Source organism: Polynucleobacter sp. MWH-UH25E (assembly GCF_018687095.1).
GTDB lineage: Bacteria > Pseudomonadota > Gammaproteobacteria > Burkholderiales > Burkholderiaceae > Polynucleobacter.
Map to the genome: position 1 here is coordinate 1,580,013 of NZ_CP061286.1, position 15,881 is coordinate 1,595,893.

Below are 15,881 nucleotides of genomic sequence, written 5' to 3' on the forward strand. Positions count from 1 at the left end.
TGAATTTATCCATGAAACGCCTCAGGAAAGCGCCCTAGCCTGAGTTAGACCTCTGCGATAACGGTCTAACCAGTATGCAGAAATAGTAGTTTTAACATCGGTAATCTCGCCTGACTCGATCCACCCAAGCAATTGATCCAAGGGGGCAGCAAAAACATCTAAAAACTCTTCCGCATCCAATCGACTTTTGCCAGGAACCAAATTCTCCGCCAAATAAATATCAATGAATTCCGTGGAATATGAAATTACTGGATGTATACGACGGATATAACTCCACTTTTTAGCCGTATAGCCCGTCTCCTCTTCTAGCTCACGTTGCGCGCACAGCAAATGATCTTCACCAGCCTCTAACTTTCCCGCCGGAATCTCTATACACGCTTTGGCGATCGGATAACGATATTGGCGCTCTAGCAATATTCTGCCGTCATTCAATATCGCAACAACCGCCACAGCCCCTGGATGGATTAAATACTCACGCAATGCTGTCTTACCATCAGGCAATCTCACTTGGTCGCGTTTCATATTTAAAAAGATGCCGCCATAGACATCTTCTCCATTGATGCGATCTTCTCGCAAATGCGTATCGCCGACAGGTAAATCTTCAAATGATTTTTCAGTCATATCTAATAATCTACGTAGTTAATACAGATTTACTAATGATGATTTATGGAATTATCAAAGCATAACAACTATCGATGACAAGTCTATGTCGATCATCAAAAAAATAAAGGCTCCATACGGAGCCTTTAAATTCATTATTTAGTGTGCTTATGAGCCCAACAATGTACGACGCATTGCATCCAAACAAATGCTCATCAGACTGGCTGGAACAATACCAATAGCAAGCACGAGAATAGTGTTCAGACTCAATATCCCTTTAGCAACGCCAGAACCAGAAACGCTGTGCTCATGAGCTGGCTCATCAAAGTACATTACCTTAACGACTCTGAGATAGTAGAAAGCGCCAATCAAGGAAGCGATTACAGCAATAATCGCTAAGAAAGTATGTTCTGCATCTACTAATGCCTCTAGTACACCTAATTTAGCCGCAAAGCCAACAGTTGGTGGAATACCTGCTAATGAGAACATCATGACCAAGCCAATAAAGGCAAACCATGGATGCTTCTTATTTAATCCCTTAAGGCCTTCCAATGTTTCGCAGTCATACCCTTTACGAGATAACACCATCAGGAGACCGAAGGTACCCAATGTAGTTAAAACATAGGTAATCGCATAAAACATAGATGCGCTAAATGCATGATCGTCAAATACAGACAACATACCAAGCAAGACAAAGCCCATTTGCGCAATTGCTGAATAAGCTAACATGCGCTTCACATTGGTTTGCGCGATGGCCGTCACGTTACCCACAACTAATGAAAGAATCGCCAAGAGAACCAACATAGGCTGCCAGTCGCCCATTAATGGCAACAAGGTATTTACCAATAGTCTAAATAGCAATGCAAAAGCGGCCAACTTAGGTGCCGCGGCAATCATTAGCGTTACTGCTGTTGGTGCACCTTGATATACATCAGGAACCCACATATGAAATGGCACTACACCCAATTTAAATGCCAGACCAGCAACAATAAAAACTAAACCGAATGCCATAACTAAGTGATTAATACGTGGGTCTGCAACTGTTTTAAAGATCTCAATAAGATCCAAAGAGCCAGTTACACCATAGAGCATAGACATGCCGTATAACAAGAAACCAGAAGCAAGAGCGCCCAAGATGAAATACTTGATGCCCGCTTCTACACTCTTCTCACTGCTATGACGCATTGCCACCAATGCATACATTGGCAAAGCCATCAACTCTAAACCGAGATAGAGAGTTAGTAAATTTGCGCCGGAAATTAAAACGAACTGACCTAACAAAGCCAATAAGACCAGAACAATAAAGTCAGGACGGAATAAAGCGCGATCTGATAGATACTGTTTCGAGTAAATCAAGCTTACAAACACCGCTCCGCATGAACAAGCCTTGAGCAAGTTAGATAGTGAGTCAGATTGGAATAAGCCATTCATTGCCACCAAGGAAATATCACTCAAGCGGCCGATGAAAGCCAAAAAGAGATAAGCCAAAAGGATTAATGAGAAAAAGTAGACAAAGCCTACGCCACGTGGCGTATGAAATATATCTTGCTCAACGCCTGGTACAGACTTCACTTTTTCACGTACAAAAACGCTAGCTACCAGCAATACGCAAGTAGCAAGTAGTAGAACCAGTTCAGGCAGGACGGCATATAGGTCGAATGCTTGCATTTACTTTTACTCAGAGTTTGCTAACAGCAACGTGCTGCAGCAGATTAATTACGGCTGGATGAATGATGTCTGTAAACGGCTTTGGATAAACACCCATGCCAATAACGCAGACCGTTAATACAGTCATCATGAAATATTCGCGAGCATTGAGATCTTTCAACTCTTCAACGTGCGCATTATGAATGGCGCCAAAGAATACGCGCTTCACCATCCACAAGGAATAAGCGGCACCTAAGATCAATGCTGTTGCCGCGAGAATACCGATCACAAAGTCATAATCCACCGCAGCCAAAATCACCATAAATTCACCAACGAAACCAGAGGTGGCTGGCAATCCGCAATTCGCCATAGCCATGAGAACAGCGAAAGCTGTAAATGCTGGCATGCGATGTACTACACCACCGTAATCAGCAATTTGACGGGTATGCATACGGTCATATAGAACGCCAATAGATAGGAACATTGCGCCCGCCACAAAACCGTGTGAAATCATTTGCACAATGCCGCCCTCAATACCCAAAGGGCTAAAGAGGAAGAAGCCGAGCGTAACAAAGCCCATATGCGCTACTGACGAATAAGCAACCAGCTTTTTCATGTCCTTTTGCACTAAGGCAACTGCGCCAACGTAAATAACCGCAACAAGTGACAAGAAAATAACGAATGGTCCCAGGTATTGACTTGCATCTGGCGCGATAGGTAGTGAGAATCGCAAGAACCCGTAAGCGCCAAGCTTCAACATAATTGCCGCCAAAACTACGGAACCGCCAGTTGGCGCCTCAACGTGAACGTCAGGCAACCATGTATGCAAAGGCCACATTGGAACCTTGACCGCAAATGCCATAAAGAAGGCGGCAAATAACAAAATCTGCTCAACAATATCAAGGCGAGCATTTTGCCAAGCCAAAATATCGAATGTATTGGTAACGTTATAGAGATACAACATTGCAACCAAGGTCAGCAAAGAACCCAGCAAGGTGTACAAGAAGAACTTAAAGGCTGCGTAGATACGGTTATGACCACCCCATACACCGATGATGATGTACATCGGAATGAGTGTTGCTTCGAAGAAAACATAGAACAGCAAAGCATCTAGTGCAGCAAATACACCAATCATCAACCCAGAAAGGATCATGAAGGATGCCATGTACTGCGATACCTTAGTATCAATGACTTCCCAAGCAGCAATCACAACAAAAATATTGATGAATGCAGTTAATACGATGAACCATACCGAGATACCATCGATACCTAAGTAATAGTTAATGTCGTAACGAGGAATCCAGCTAATCTTTTCTACAAACTGCATACCAGGATTAGCAATATCGAAATTGATAATCAATGGCAGGGTTGCAATAAACCCAATAATTGAGCCAACGAGTGCTAACCAACGCACTCCAGCAGATGGCTTCTCAGACCCATAAAACAAAATAATGAGTCCAAAAATGATTGGGGTCCAGATGGCGTAAGTAAGAATCATAGTGGCTACTTAAGTAACAAAGGCCTAGCGAACAAAAGGCAGGTAAGCGTATAAAACCCAAGCTAGCAATACCGCTAAGCCTGCAATCATTGCAAAGGCATAGTGATAAACATAACCGGATTGCAAATGGCGAATGACTCCAGCAAAGCGCCCTACTGAATGAGCACTTCCATTTACCAAGAAGCCGTCAATCACTTTCTGGTCGCCGCGATGCCAAAGAATTCCGCCAATCCATATGAGGCCCTTAGCAAACACTGCTTGATTCAAGTCATCTAAGTAGTATTTGTTATCAAATAGTTTCTTGATTGGTGCAAATGTTTGAGCTACCTTAGTAGGCAAACCAGGCGCCCATAAATAGCCGATGGCTGCAGTCAGTACACCCAATACAACCAACCCCAATACAGGGGAAGTAAATGCATGAATAGCCATTGCAACTGGGCCATGGAATTCTTCTGAAAGCTCTTTCATGACTGGATGACGAGCGAGATCAATAAAGATCGAATCGCCAAGGTATGTTCCAAACAGGAGAGGCGTAATAGTGTAGAAACCAATAATCACTGATGGGATAGCCAACAAAATCAGGGGTAATGTGACCACCAATGGTGACTCATGTGGTTTCTCACCAGGGGCTAAACCGTGGTGAGCGTGGTCATCGCCCTGTTCCGCATGATCATGGTGATGGTCGTGAGAGTCTGCATGACCCCAACGTGCTTTGCCATGGAATACCCAGAAATACAGGCGGAATGAATACAAGGCTGTAACAAATACGCTAGCCATCACAGCAAAGTATGCAAAGCCCGATCCAGGGATATGGCTTGCTGCTACAGCTTCAATAATTGAGTCTTTTGAGTAGTAGCCCGAGAAGAATGGCGTACCAATTAAAGCAAGATTGCCAAGCAACATCATGAGACAAGTTATTGGCATGTATTTCCAGAGACCGCCCATCTTGCGCATATCTTGCTCGTGGCGCATACCCAAAATCACGCTACCCGCTGCAAGGAATAACAACGCCTTAAAGAATGCATGAGTCATCAAATGAAATATGGCAACCGGGTAAGCAGATACGCCGAGTGCAACTGTCATATAGCCCAACTGTGAAAGTGTGGAATACGCTACAACACGCTTGATATCGTTTTGTACGATCCCTAAGAACCCCATAAATAAGGCAGTGATAGAGCCAATTACTAAGATGAAGCTAAGAGCAACATCTGAAAGCTCAAACAATGGTGACATACGGGACACCATAAAGATGCCAGCAGTAACCATGGTTGCCGCGTGAATTAATGCAGAAATTGGAGTTGGACCTTCCATGGAGTCTGGAAGCCACACATGCAATGGAAACTGTGCAGATTTACCCATTGCGCCAATGAACAAACAAATGCAGGCAACAGTTAACAGATTCCAACCAGTGCCTGGCAATGTTTGTGCTGCCAATGCGGTATTTTGTGAAAAGATTACGTCATATTGCATAGAGCCTGTGCTCGCTAGCAATAAACCAATGCCCAAGATGAATCCAAAGTCACCAACACGATTAACTAAGAAAGCCTTCATGTTTGCAAATACTGCTGACTGACGCTCAAAGTAAAAGCCAATCAATAAATAAGAAACTACACCCACAGCTTCCCAGCCGAAGAAGAGTTGCAATAGGTTATTACTCATCACCAGCATCAACATTGCAAAAGTGAATAAGGAAATATATGAGAAGAAGCGGTTGTACCCTTCTTCGCCATGCATATAACCAATCGTATAGATATGGACCATGAGCGACACAAATGTCACTACACACATCATGGTTGCAGTCAATGGATCAATCAAGAAGCCAATGTCTAAATTGAGTTCACCTAACTGCATCCAGTGATATACAGTGCCATTGAAATAGAAGCCATCCATCACCTGAGCCAATACATTGCATGACAAAGCAAATGCAATCGCTACGCCCAAAATAGTCACGAATTGGCAAGCTCCATGGCCAATTCGGTTACCGCCCAATTTAGTGCCAAAGAAACCGGCAATCATGGAGCCAAACAATGGCGCCAATGGAATTGCACAGAGAACAGGAATAGTTAAGGTTAATTGCATGACTAGCCTTTTAGGTGGTCTAGATCTTCAGCATTAATCGTGTCAACCTTACGGAAGAGCACAACTAAGATTGCTAAGCCGATCGCCGCTTCAGCAGCAGCCACAGTCAAAATAAAGAATACAAATACCTGGCCAGCCATATCCCCTAGGTAATGAGAGAAGGCTACAAAATTCATATTGACTGATAACAACATCAGCTCTATTGCCATTAACAATATGATGACATTCTTGCGATTCAAGAAAATACCGATCACGCTGGTGGCAAACAGGATGGCGCTAAGCACCAAGTAATGGGCTAGAGTAATCGTCATTTCTTTTCTCCTCTAGCATCCTGTTTGGCATTCATATCGGCATCCATCTTGACGATTTTCATGCGGTCCGCGGCAACCACATTTACCTGATCATGAATGTTTTGCGACTTAGAATCTTTTCGATTACGTAATGTAAGCGCTACAGCTGCGATGATGGCTACTAACAAAATTACGCCGGCAACCTCGAACGCATATACATAGTCACCAAATATCAGCATACCTAATGCTTGTGTATTGCTTGCCATTGCCTCCTCAGGCATTAACTGAACTGGCGCATCAGTTCCAATAAAGCTTCTGATAATCACTATAGATAGCTCAAGAACAATCACAGCACCCATCAAGAATGCGATGGGAAGGAACTTTTTAAAGTCACGGCGCAGATGCTCTAGATCTAAATCCAACATCATGACAACGAAGAGGAACAAAACCATCACGGCGCCAACATAAACCAAAATCAAGGCCAAGCTCAGGAATTCAGCTTTGAGCAACATCCAGATTCCGGATGCGCAAAAGAATGCAAGAACCAAAAATAATGCAGCATGAACCGGATTGCGTGCGGTAATCACGCGCAAGGCAGAAATCACCAGCAAACCTGCGAAGCCGAAAAAAAACGCGGCAAATAAAGTGGATGGATCGAATGTCATAGTTTCTTTTGCTCGATTCGATTAACGATAAGGCGCATCAATAGCGCGGTTAGCGGCAATATCTTTTTCATACTTATCGCCTACAGCCAAAAGCATCTCTTTTGTGAAGTACAGGTCTCCACGCTTATCGCCAAAATATTCAAAAATATTGGTCTCAACGATAGCGTCTACTGGACAAGCTTCTTCACAGAATCCACAGAAAATGCACTTAGTTAAATCGATGTCATAGCGTGTTGTACGACGGGTACCGTCATCACGTTCCGCAGTTTCGATCGTAATTGCATAGGCTGGGCAGACTGCTTCACATAATTTGCAACCAATGCAACGCTCCTCACCATTTTCGTAGCGACGCAATGCATGCAGCCCGCGGAAACGATTTGACAATGGAGTCTTTTCGTCTGGGTATTGAACAGTAATTTTTGGTTTAAAGAGATAACGACCGGTAATTGACATGCCGGTCAGGATGTCTTTCAACATCAAGCTATCGAGGAATTGGGAAATTTTCTTAAACATGATTGATCAACTTATTTCCAAATATTCCATGGGGATACAACCCATGCACCGATAACCACTACCCAGAATACTGAGATAGGAATGAAGATCTTCCAGCCTAAACGCATAATTTGGTCATAGCGATAGCGTGGCAAAGTGGCACGCAGCCAAATAACACAAGACAACAAGAAGAAAGTTTTGCCAAACAGCCAGAAAAAGCCTGGAATATCACGCAGAATTGGCAAATCAACGATTGGCAACCAGCCGCCCAAGAACATGATTGATGCAACAGCAGCAATCAAAATCATGTTGGCATATTCAGCCAAGAAGAACATGGCAAATGACATACCAGAGTACTCAACCATGTGTCCGGCAACAATCTCTGACTCACCTTCAACCACGTCAAATGGGTGACGATTGGTTTCAGCTACACCAGAAATGAAGTAGATCAGGAACATTGGCAGCAATGGCAACCAATTCCATGACAAGAAATTGAGACCCATATGAGCAAAGTAACCATGCTCCTGTGATTCAACAATAGCGCTTAAATTCAAAGAGCCAGATGTCAGCAATACGGTTACTAAGGCAAAGCCCATAGCAATTTCATAAGAAATCATTTGCGCTGATGCACGCATCGCACCAAGGAATGGGTACTTAGAGTTAGAAGACCAGCCAGCCAGAATGACGCCATAAACACCGATGGAGGAAATGGCCATGATGTAAAGAAGTCCGGCATTAACGTCTGCCAACATCATCTTCGCCTGAAATGGAATTACCGCCCAAGCTGCAAAAGCTGGTGCGATCACCATCACAGGCGCGATGAAATATAAAACTTTGCTCGCTTGAGTAGGAGAAATAATCTCCTTCATTAATAGCTTTAATGCATCTGCGATTGGTTGCAATAAACCCAAAGGCCCAACGCGATTTGGTCCAAGACGAATATGCATCCAGCCAATTAATTTACGCTCCCACAAGGTTAGATACGCTACACATCCAAACATTGGAAGAACGATGATGACGATGCGGACCAAAGCCCAAACTAATGGCCATAATGACCCAAAAATAGCTTCACCTTGGGTTGTAACGAGGTCTAAGAAATTTTCCATCTTGTTCCTTATGCCTTAGTTACGGTTACGGGACCAAACATAGACCCCAATTTGGAGCTGGCAGCAGTGCCTGCTGAAACTCGAACAGTATTTGCAGCTAAATTTGCCTCTAGCGTTGCCGGCATATCAACAGAAGCGCCTCCCTGGGTCACGCGTACAGCATCACCCTCTTTTAAACCCAATTCAGCAAATAGCTTCTGACCCAAGCCAACTTGATTGCCGCGTTTAGCATCTTTAGTTAACTGCAGTGCAGATGCACGACGAACAATTAAGTCGCCAGCATAGATATTGACGTCAGCCAAACGCTCTAATCCAGAGCTTTGCACTCCTGCAGAAATAGAAGTGTTAGAACTTTGATTATTCAAACGTGTGCAATAGTTATCGCCCAATGCTTCACCCAAAACTTCTTCAGGTAAGTTGTATAGGAAACCGTCAAGATCTAACAGGCCGCCAAGTACTCGCAATACTTTCCATGCCGGACGTGAATCACCTAGTGGTTTTACTGAAGGCTGGATTGTTTGTGCTTTACCTTCAGCATTTACAAACGTAGAAACCGTCTCAGTAAATGGCGTAATTGGCAAAATGACATCAGCCACTTCCATTAAGTCTGCTGACTTAAATGGAGTTAATGCAATGACTGTATTTGCCTTCGCTAATGCAGTACGAGCCTGTTGTGGATTTGGCAAATCAGCATCCGGTTCGATATTCATCAACAACACTGCACGGCGCTCACCTGATAATACAGAATCAACTCCAGCCCCTGTTGCATTTACCAATGAAGCGCCAACCGCATTACCACCCTCAGGCAAGAAACCTAAAGTAGCGCCGGTCTGCGTAGCAATAAATTGTGCAAGTACATGCAGATCGGGTGATTGTGGATGGGCTGTTGCAGCAGAACCAAGCAATACTGCAGTATTTGTTCCGGACAACAAGCTATCGGCAATCTTTTGCGCCGCTGGTGAAATCGTTACTGAGGGCGTTCCAGCAGGAACGGAAGCAGACTTCGCTTTTGCCACAGCTTGAGCTATTTCAGCCAAGGCATTTAACCAAGAGCCAGGGGCAGCAACAACACCATTTGCTGGAATTAACCAGTCATCACCACCTGCATCAATGCGTGAAACCTGCAATCCACGCTTGGCGGCAGTACGTAGACGGGCAGCAATAATTGGCTGATCCTTACGCAAGAAACTGCCGATGATTAGCGCACGATCCAACTCACTTAATTTGGCTACTGGCATACCCAACCAAGGAGCAGAAGCCGCGCCAGTAATACTAGTTTGACGTAGGCGAGTTTCAACTTGGTTTGAACCCAATCCACGCACTATCTTTTGCAGAAGATGCAATTCTTCAGTACTTGAAATCGGATGGGCCAAAGCGCCAATTGATTGCGCTCCATTTTCGGAAGAGATCGTCTTTAATGAATGTGCGACATAGTCCAATGCTGATTGCCAATCAGTTTCTAACCACTGACCGCCCTGCTTGACCATTGGCGTTGTTACGCGATCGGCGCTATTGAGACCTTCATAAGCAAAACGGTCACGGTCACTAATCCAGCATTCATTGATAGCTTCGTTTTCTAAGGCAACCACACGCATTACTTTGTTATTTTTGGTCTGTACTGTAATGTTTGTGCCAAGGCTATCGTGCGGACTTACAGAACGCTTACGCCCCAATTCCCAAGTACGAGCTTCATAGCGGAATGGCTTGCTTGTTAATGCACCAACTGGGCATAAATCAATCATATTTCCAGAAAGCTCTGAATCTACTGTTTGACCCACAAATGTGGTGATCTCTGAATGCTCACCACGATTAATCATGCCAAGTTCCATCACGCCAGCTACTTCTTGGCCAAAGCGAACGCAACGAGTACAGTGAATGCAACGACTCATCTCCTGCATGGAGATTAATGGGCCTACATTCTTATGGAACACCACACGCTTTTCTTCTTCATAGCGTGAATTTGACTTTCCGTAGCCAACTGCTAAGTCTTGTAACTGGCACTCGCCACCCTGGTCGCAAATTGGGCAATCTAATGGATGGTTGATTAGCAAGAATTCCATCACTGAGCGCTGAGCTTCAACCGCCTTGGCAGAGTGTGTGAATACCTTCATGCCTTGAGTCACTGGTGTTGCGCAAGCAGGCAATGGCTTTGGTGCCTTCTCAACTTCCACTAAACACATACGGCAGTTAGCGGCAATTGATAACTTCTTGTGATAGCAGAAATGCGGTACGTAAGTTCCTAACTTATTCGCGGCGTGCATCACCATCGAACCTTGCGGAACTTCTACCGTCTTGCCATCTAATTCGATTTCAACCATGCTCACTTTTAGGTGTCCCGTACTCTATAACTTATAAAGGTTTCGCAGAATCTAAGCAACGCTTGTGTTCTACGTGATACGCAAATTCATCCATGTAATGCTTCAACATGCCACGTACTGGCATAGCGGCAGCATCACCCAATGCACAAATCGTGCGGCCCTGAATGTTGGCAGCAACGTCATTTAACAAATCTAGATCCTCTGGTCGGCCTTGACCATGTTCAATGCGATGAACAATGCGCCACAACCAACCCGTACCTTCACGGCATGGTGTGCACTGGCCACAAGATTCTTCGTGATAGAAATAAGACAAACGCTCTAATGCGCGCACCATACAACGCGTCTCATTCATCACGATCACAGCGCCCGATCCCAACATCGAACCCGCCTTAGCGATGCTGTCGTAATCCATTGTTAGATCCATCATTTGCGCACCAGGAATTACTGGAGCAGATGAACCACCTGGAATAACGGCTTTAATGGCTTTGCCATCACGCATACCGCCTGCTAACTTCAAGAGTTCAGCAAATGGCGTGCCTAATGGAATTTCATAATTACCAGGATGAGCTACGTCACCGGATACGGAGAAAATCTTTGTACCGCCATTGTTAGGTTTGCCAAGCTCCAAATAAGCCTGACCACCAATTGCCAAAATGAATGGCACAGCAGCAAAGGTCTCAGTATTGTTAATCGTTGTTGGCTTGCCATACAAACCGAAGCTTGCCGGGAATGGTGGCTTAAAGCGTGGCTGACCTTTTTTGCCTTCTAAAGACTCAAGCAGCGCAGTCTCTTCACCACAAATATATGCACCCCAACCTGGAGCTGCATGCAATTGGAATGAGAAATCACTACCTAAAATTTTGTCGCCCAAATAGCCAGCAGCACGAGCCTCTTCTAAAGCCTCTTCAAAGCGTGAATACACTTCCCAGATTTCGCCGTGGATATAGTTATAACCAGCGCTAATGCCCATGGTGTATGCACCAATGATCATGCCTTCGATCAAAGCATGTGGGTTGTAACGAATGATGTCGCGGTCTTTAAACGTACCTGGTTCACCTTCGTCGCTATTGCAAACCAAATACTTTTGGCCAGGGAACTGACGCGGCATAAAACTCCACTTCAATCCTGTTGGGAAGCCAGCACCTCCACGACCACGTAATGAGGAAGCCTTTAACTCAGCAATGATGGCATCCGGCGCAACCTTGTCGTTAATTAAACGACGTAACTGTTGATAGCCACCACGGCTTTCGTAATCTTTTAAACGCCAGTTATTGCCATTCAATCCAGCAAGGATCAAAGGCTTAATGTGACGATCGTGCAAGCTGGTCATGCTGCTTTCCCTTCTGCACGGAGTTCATTCAAAAGAGCATCAATCTTCTCTTTACTCATAAAGCTGCACATACGCTTGTCATTCACCAACATCACAGGAGAATCACCACATGCACCCATGCATTCACCCTCTTTAAGGGTGAATGTGCCGCATGGAGTAGTTTCATTAAAGCCAATACCCAAAGTTTCTTTTAAATATGTAGCAGCAGTTTCACCATGTGTTAACTGGCATGGCAAGTTTGTGCAGATTACCAATTTGTACTTACCAATCGGTTTGGTGTTGTACATGTTGTAGAAAGTTGCTACCTCTTCTACAGCAATCGTTGGCATTTCTAAAATTTGAGCAACGGTAGCAATCACCTCTGGCGACACCCAACCTACTTCAGTTTGGGCGGCGATCAATGAAGCCATCACTGCAGATTGTTTTTGCTCTGGCGGATATTTCGCGACATTACGGGCAATGTCTGCCAGCGTTTTGTCAGATAGTTGAAGAGTTGTTGTCATTAAATAATCCTTGGCGCGCTAATTAGCGGTCAATCTCCCCGAACACAATATCTTGCGTACCAATAATGGTTACAGCGTCAGCCAACATATGACCACGAGACATCTCATCCATAGCTGACAAGTGCACAAAACCTGGAGCACGAATCTTCATACGGTAGGGCTTATTAGCGCCATCAGAAATCAAATAGATACCAAACTCGCCTTTAGGATGCTCAACAGCAGAATAAGCCTCACCATCAGGAACGTGGATACCTTCTGTAAAAAGCTTGAAGTGATGAATCAACTCTTCCATATTGGTTTTCATATCTACGCGCTTAGGCGGAGAAACCTTATGGTTATCGCTCATCACAGGGCCGGGGTTTGCTTTTAACCAAGCAACGCACTGCTTAATGATGCGATTAGACTGGCGCATTTCTTCCATGCGAACCAAATAACGATCATAAGAGTCGCCGTTTACACCCACTGGAATATCAAAATCGAGGCGGTCATACACCTCGTAAGGTTGCTTCTTACGCAAATCCCATTCAATACCAGAGCCGCGCAACATCGGTCCCGTAAAGCCCAACTGTAAAGCACGCTCGGGCGTAACAACGCCAATATTCACGAGACGTTGCTTCCAAATGCGGTTGTCAGTAAGCAAATTGCAATACTCGTCGACGTTTGCATCAAAGCCATTAGAGAACTGCTCGATGAAATCAAGCAATGTACCGCTGCGGTTTTCATTCAAACGCTTTAATGCAGATGCGCTACGAATTTTGGACTTGCTGTACTGCGCCATTTGATCTGGCAAATCACGATATACGCCACCTGGACGATAGTAAGCAGCATGCATACGAGCGCCTGATACTGCCTCGTACATATCAAAGATATCTTCACGGTCACGGAATGCGTATAAGAATACCGCCATTGCACCCACGTCTAATCCGTGGCAACCAATCCAAAGCAAGTGATTCAACAAGCGTGTGAGCTCGTCATACATTACGCGAATATATTGTGCGCGCAATGGAACATCCACTTGAAGCAATTTTTCGATTGCCATGACATAAGCATGCTCATTGGACATCATGGATACATAGTCCAAACGATCCATGTAAGGAACGTTCTGAATCCAAGTACGAGTCTCCGCTAATTTTTCAGTAGCGCGATGTAACAAGCCAATGTGTGGGTCAGCACGCTGAATGACCTCACCATCAAGTTCAAGAACAAGGCGTAAAACGCCGTGAGCTGCAGGATGCTGAGGACCAAAATTGAGGGTGTAATTCTTAATCTGTGCCATGGCTTAAGCTTGACCTCCATACTGCTCTTCACGAACGATGCGTGGAGTAATCTCGCGTGCTTCGATAGTTACTGGCTGATAAACAACGCGCTTCAACTCAGGGTCATAGCGCATTTCCACATTACCGCTGATTGGGAAGTCTTTTCTAAATGGGTGACCGATAAAACCATAGTCAGTCAAGATACGACGCAAGTCATCATGGCCTTCAAAAATAATTCCATAAAGGTCAAATGCTTCGCGCTCGAACCAATTTGCAGAGTTCCATACGGGAGTAATTGAAGCAACCAATGGGTAGCTATCGTCTGGGGCAAATACGCGTAAGCGCAAACGCCAGTTATGCTCTAAGGACAATAAGTGACTAACAACGCCAAAGCGTTGACCACTCCAAGCGCCATCACGATAGTCTTGGTAATCAACACCACATAAATCAATCAATTGCTCAAACGCTAAAGAAGGGTCATCGCGGAGCATTAAAGCGGACTCAAAATAAGTATCTGCTTTTACAGTAACCGTTACTTCGCCAAGAGCGATCTCAACAGACTGAATACGTTGACCTAAAACTTTTTCTAGGTTAGCGGCTAATTGAACCAAACGATCTGACATGATTTAAGCCTTCCGCGCGATAGTGCTAGTGCGAGTGATCTTGGATTGCAGCTGAATAATTCCATAGATCAACGCTTCTGCTGTTGGAGGGCAACCAGGAACATAAATGTCGACTGGAACAATACGGTCACAACCGCGCACCACTGAATAAGAGTTATGGTAGTAACCACCACCGTTTGCACATGAACCCATGGAAATTACCCAGCGTGGCTCAGGCATTTGGTCGTATACCTTACGTAGAGCTGGTGCCATCTTGTTACACAAGGTTCCAGCAACAATCATGAGGTCTGACTGACGCGGTGATGGGCGGAAAACTACACCAAAACGATCCAAGTCATAACGGGAAGCGCCTGCATGCATCATCTCTACTGCACAACAAGCAAGGCCAAAGGTCATTGGCCATAGAGAACCGTTACGGGTCCAGTTAATCAGCTGATCAGCTGTAGTTGTTACAAAACCTTCTTTAAGAACGCCTTCTAATGCCATATCGATCACTCCCAGTCGAGAGCGCCCTTTTTCCAGATATATACAAATCCCACAATGAATTCCAAGAGGAAGATCACCATAGAGGCGTAGCCAAACCAACCTAGATCACGTAACGCAACTCCCCAAGGAAAGAGGAATGCAGTTTCTAGGTCAAACAAAATAAAGAGAATGGCAATGAGGTAGTAGCGCACGTCAAACTTCATACGTGCATCTTCGAAAGCTTCAAAACCGCACTCATATGGCGATAATTTTTCAGCATCAGGCTTCGAAGGAGCCAGCATTTTTCCAAGGAACATGGGCACTAATCCAACCCCAATTCCTACGAGGATGAAAAGCAGAACAGGAAAGTAATTAGCGAGATTCAAAATAGCCCTGTGTTCGTCTAAAAAACCTTTAAAAACAGCAAATTATTCATTATTCCACTACAAGCTCTATTGATTTAGAGCAAAAACCCTTACAGATTCTGCATTTATGGTGCCGACGGCGAGACTCGAACTCGCACAGCCTAAGCCACTACCCCCTCAAGATAGCGTGTCTACCAATTTCACCACGTCGGCATCTTGCAAAACCCAACAATTCTACTGCATTGCACTACTCAATAACCTCAAAAAGAGGCATGAAAAGCGGTAAAAGACTACTTTTTACTTCGGAACAGCTGGCTTGCTAGGATCTTGAGCAGGAGCAGTTGGCGCTGCAGGAGCGGCAGATGGGGCTACCGTTCCAGAGAGAACGCCAGGACTGACTTCCTTCCTATTTCCAAGCCAAGTAATACCAATAGTGCTGATAAAAAATACAGCAGCAAAAATAGCGGTTGTATGAGACAGAAAGTTGGCTGAGCCACTGGCGCCAAACAAGCTACCAGAAGCGCCTGAGCCAAAAGCAGCCCCCATGTCTGCGCCCTTACCCTGTTGCAAGAGAACCAACAAAATCACAGCCAATGCTGAGATTACCTGCAGCACGATTAATAAAGTCTTAAACCATTCCACAA

Annotated in this window: 16 protein-coding genes and 1 tRNA gene; all 17 read right to left on the reverse strand. The window is 44.8% G+C overall.

Annotation, left to right across the window (positions count from 1 at the left end; all coding sequences use genetic code 11):
* Positions 1 to 21: 21 nt before the first annotated feature.
* The 17 genes from ICV39_RS08255 to secG all read right to left on the reverse strand — a co-directional run bounded on the left by ICV39_RS08255 (position 22) and on the right by secG (position 15,879).
* A complete protein-coding gene (locus tag ICV39_RS08255; protein ID WP_215389622.1) occupies positions 22 to 621 on the reverse strand; it encodes an NUDIX domain-containing protein in 600 nt (199 codons plus the stop codon).
* Positions 622 to 768: 147 nt separating this feature from the next.
* Complete coding sequence (gene nuoN, locus ICV39_RS08260; protein WP_215389623.1) at positions 769 to 2,268, reverse strand: NADH-quinone oxidoreductase subunit NuoN; 1,500 nt, start codon at positions 2,266 to 2,268, stop codon at positions 769 to 771.
* Positions 2,269 to 2,278: 10 nt separating this feature from the next.
* The gene (locus ICV39_RS08265; protein WP_215389624.1) at positions 2,279 to 3,745 is read right to left on the reverse strand and encodes an NADH-quinone oxidoreductase subunit M; all 1,467 of its coding nucleotides are present in this window, start codon (positions 3,743 to 3,745) and stop codon (positions 2,279 to 2,281) included.
* Positions 3,746 to 3,769: 24 nt separating this feature from the next.
* Positions 3,770 to 5,824, reverse strand: a complete 2,055-nt coding sequence (gene nuoL / locus ICV39_RS08270; protein ID WP_215389625.1) for an NADH-quinone oxidoreductase subunit L — start codon at positions 5,822 to 5,824, stop codon at positions 3,770 to 3,772.
* A gap of 2 nt (positions 5,825 to 5,826) precedes the next feature.
* Positions 5,827 to 6,135, reverse strand: coding sequence for an NADH-quinone oxidoreductase subunit NuoK (nuoK, locus tag ICV39_RS08275; RefSeq protein WP_215389626.1), 309 nt, complete (start codon positions 6,133 to 6,135; stop codon positions 5,827 to 5,829).
* Positions 6,132 to 6,779 carry an NADH-quinone oxidoreductase subunit J gene (locus ICV39_RS08280; RefSeq protein WP_215389627.1) on the reverse strand — a complete coding sequence of 216 codons (648 nt, stop codon included), beginning with the start codon at positions 6,777 to 6,779 and terminating at the stop codon, positions 6,132 to 6,134. The genes nuoK and ICV39_RS08280 overlap by 4 nt, the downstream gene beginning before the upstream one ends.
* 21 nt (positions 6,780 to 6,800) lie before the next feature.
* On the reverse strand, positions 6,801 to 7,292 hold the full coding sequence (gene nuoI / locus ICV39_RS08285) for an NADH-quinone oxidoreductase subunit NuoI (protein ID WP_215317688.1): 492 nt from the start codon (positions 7,290 to 7,292) through the stop codon (positions 6,801 to 6,803).
* 11 nt (positions 7,293 to 7,303) lie between these two features.
* Positions 7,304 to 8,377, reverse strand: coding sequence for an NADH-quinone oxidoreductase subunit NuoH (gene nuoH, locus ICV39_RS08290; RefSeq protein ID WP_215389628.1), 1,074 nt, complete (start codon positions 8,375 to 8,377; stop codon positions 7,304 to 7,306).
* Positions 8,378 to 8,385: 8 nt separating this feature from the next.
* The gene (nuoG, locus tag ICV39_RS08295) at positions 8,386 to 10,695 is read right to left on the reverse strand and encodes an NADH-quinone oxidoreductase subunit NuoG (RefSeq protein ID WP_215389629.1); all 2,310 of its coding nucleotides are present in this window, start codon (positions 10,693 to 10,695) and stop codon (positions 8,386 to 8,388) included.
* 31 nt (positions 10,696 to 10,726) lie between these two features.
* Complete coding sequence (gene nuoF / locus ICV39_RS08300; protein ID WP_215389630.1) at positions 10,727 to 12,025, reverse strand: NADH-quinone oxidoreductase subunit NuoF; 1,299 nt, start codon at positions 12,023 to 12,025, stop codon at positions 10,727 to 10,729.
* Positions 12,022 to 12,528, reverse strand: a complete 507-nt coding sequence (gene nuoE, locus ICV39_RS08305) for an NADH-quinone oxidoreductase subunit NuoE (protein WP_173955649.1) — start codon at positions 12,526 to 12,528, stop codon at positions 12,022 to 12,024. The genes nuoF and nuoE overlap by 4 nt, the downstream gene beginning before the upstream one ends.
* A gap of 22 nt (positions 12,529 to 12,550) precedes the next feature.
* Positions 12,551 to 13,804, reverse strand: coding sequence for an NADH-quinone oxidoreductase subunit D (locus tag ICV39_RS08310; protein WP_215389631.1), 1,254 nt, complete (start codon positions 13,802 to 13,804; stop codon positions 12,551 to 12,553).
* A 3-nt stretch (positions 13,805 to 13,807) separates the two neighbouring features.
* Positions 13,808 to 14,407, reverse strand: coding sequence for an NADH-quinone oxidoreductase subunit C (locus ICV39_RS08315; protein ID WP_215389632.1), 600 nt, complete (start codon positions 14,405 to 14,407; stop codon positions 13,808 to 13,810).
* A gap of 3 nt (positions 14,408 to 14,410) precedes the next feature.
* Positions 14,411 to 14,893 (reverse strand): NADH-quinone oxidoreductase subunit B family protein, encoded by a 483-nt coding sequence (locus ICV39_RS08320; RefSeq protein ID WP_114638664.1) that lies wholly within the window; start codon positions 14,891 to 14,893, stop codon positions 14,411 to 14,413.
* A 5-nt stretch (positions 14,894 to 14,898) separates the two neighbouring features.
* Positions 14,899 to 15,258 carry an NADH-quinone oxidoreductase subunit A gene (locus ICV39_RS08325; RefSeq protein WP_215389633.1) on the reverse strand — a complete coding sequence of 120 codons (360 nt, stop codon included), beginning with the start codon at positions 15,256 to 15,258 and terminating at the stop codon, positions 14,899 to 14,901.
* A 107-nt stretch (positions 15,259 to 15,365) separates the two neighbouring features.
* Positions 15,366 to 15,450 (reverse strand) — tRNA-Leu (locus ICV39_RS08330).
* A gap of 84 nt (positions 15,451 to 15,534) precedes the next feature.
* A complete protein-coding gene (secG, locus tag ICV39_RS08335) occupies positions 15,535 to 15,879 on the reverse strand; it encodes a preprotein translocase subunit SecG (RefSeq protein WP_215389634.1) in 345 nt (114 codons plus the stop codon).
* Positions 15,880 to 15,881 lie beyond the last annotated feature (2 nt).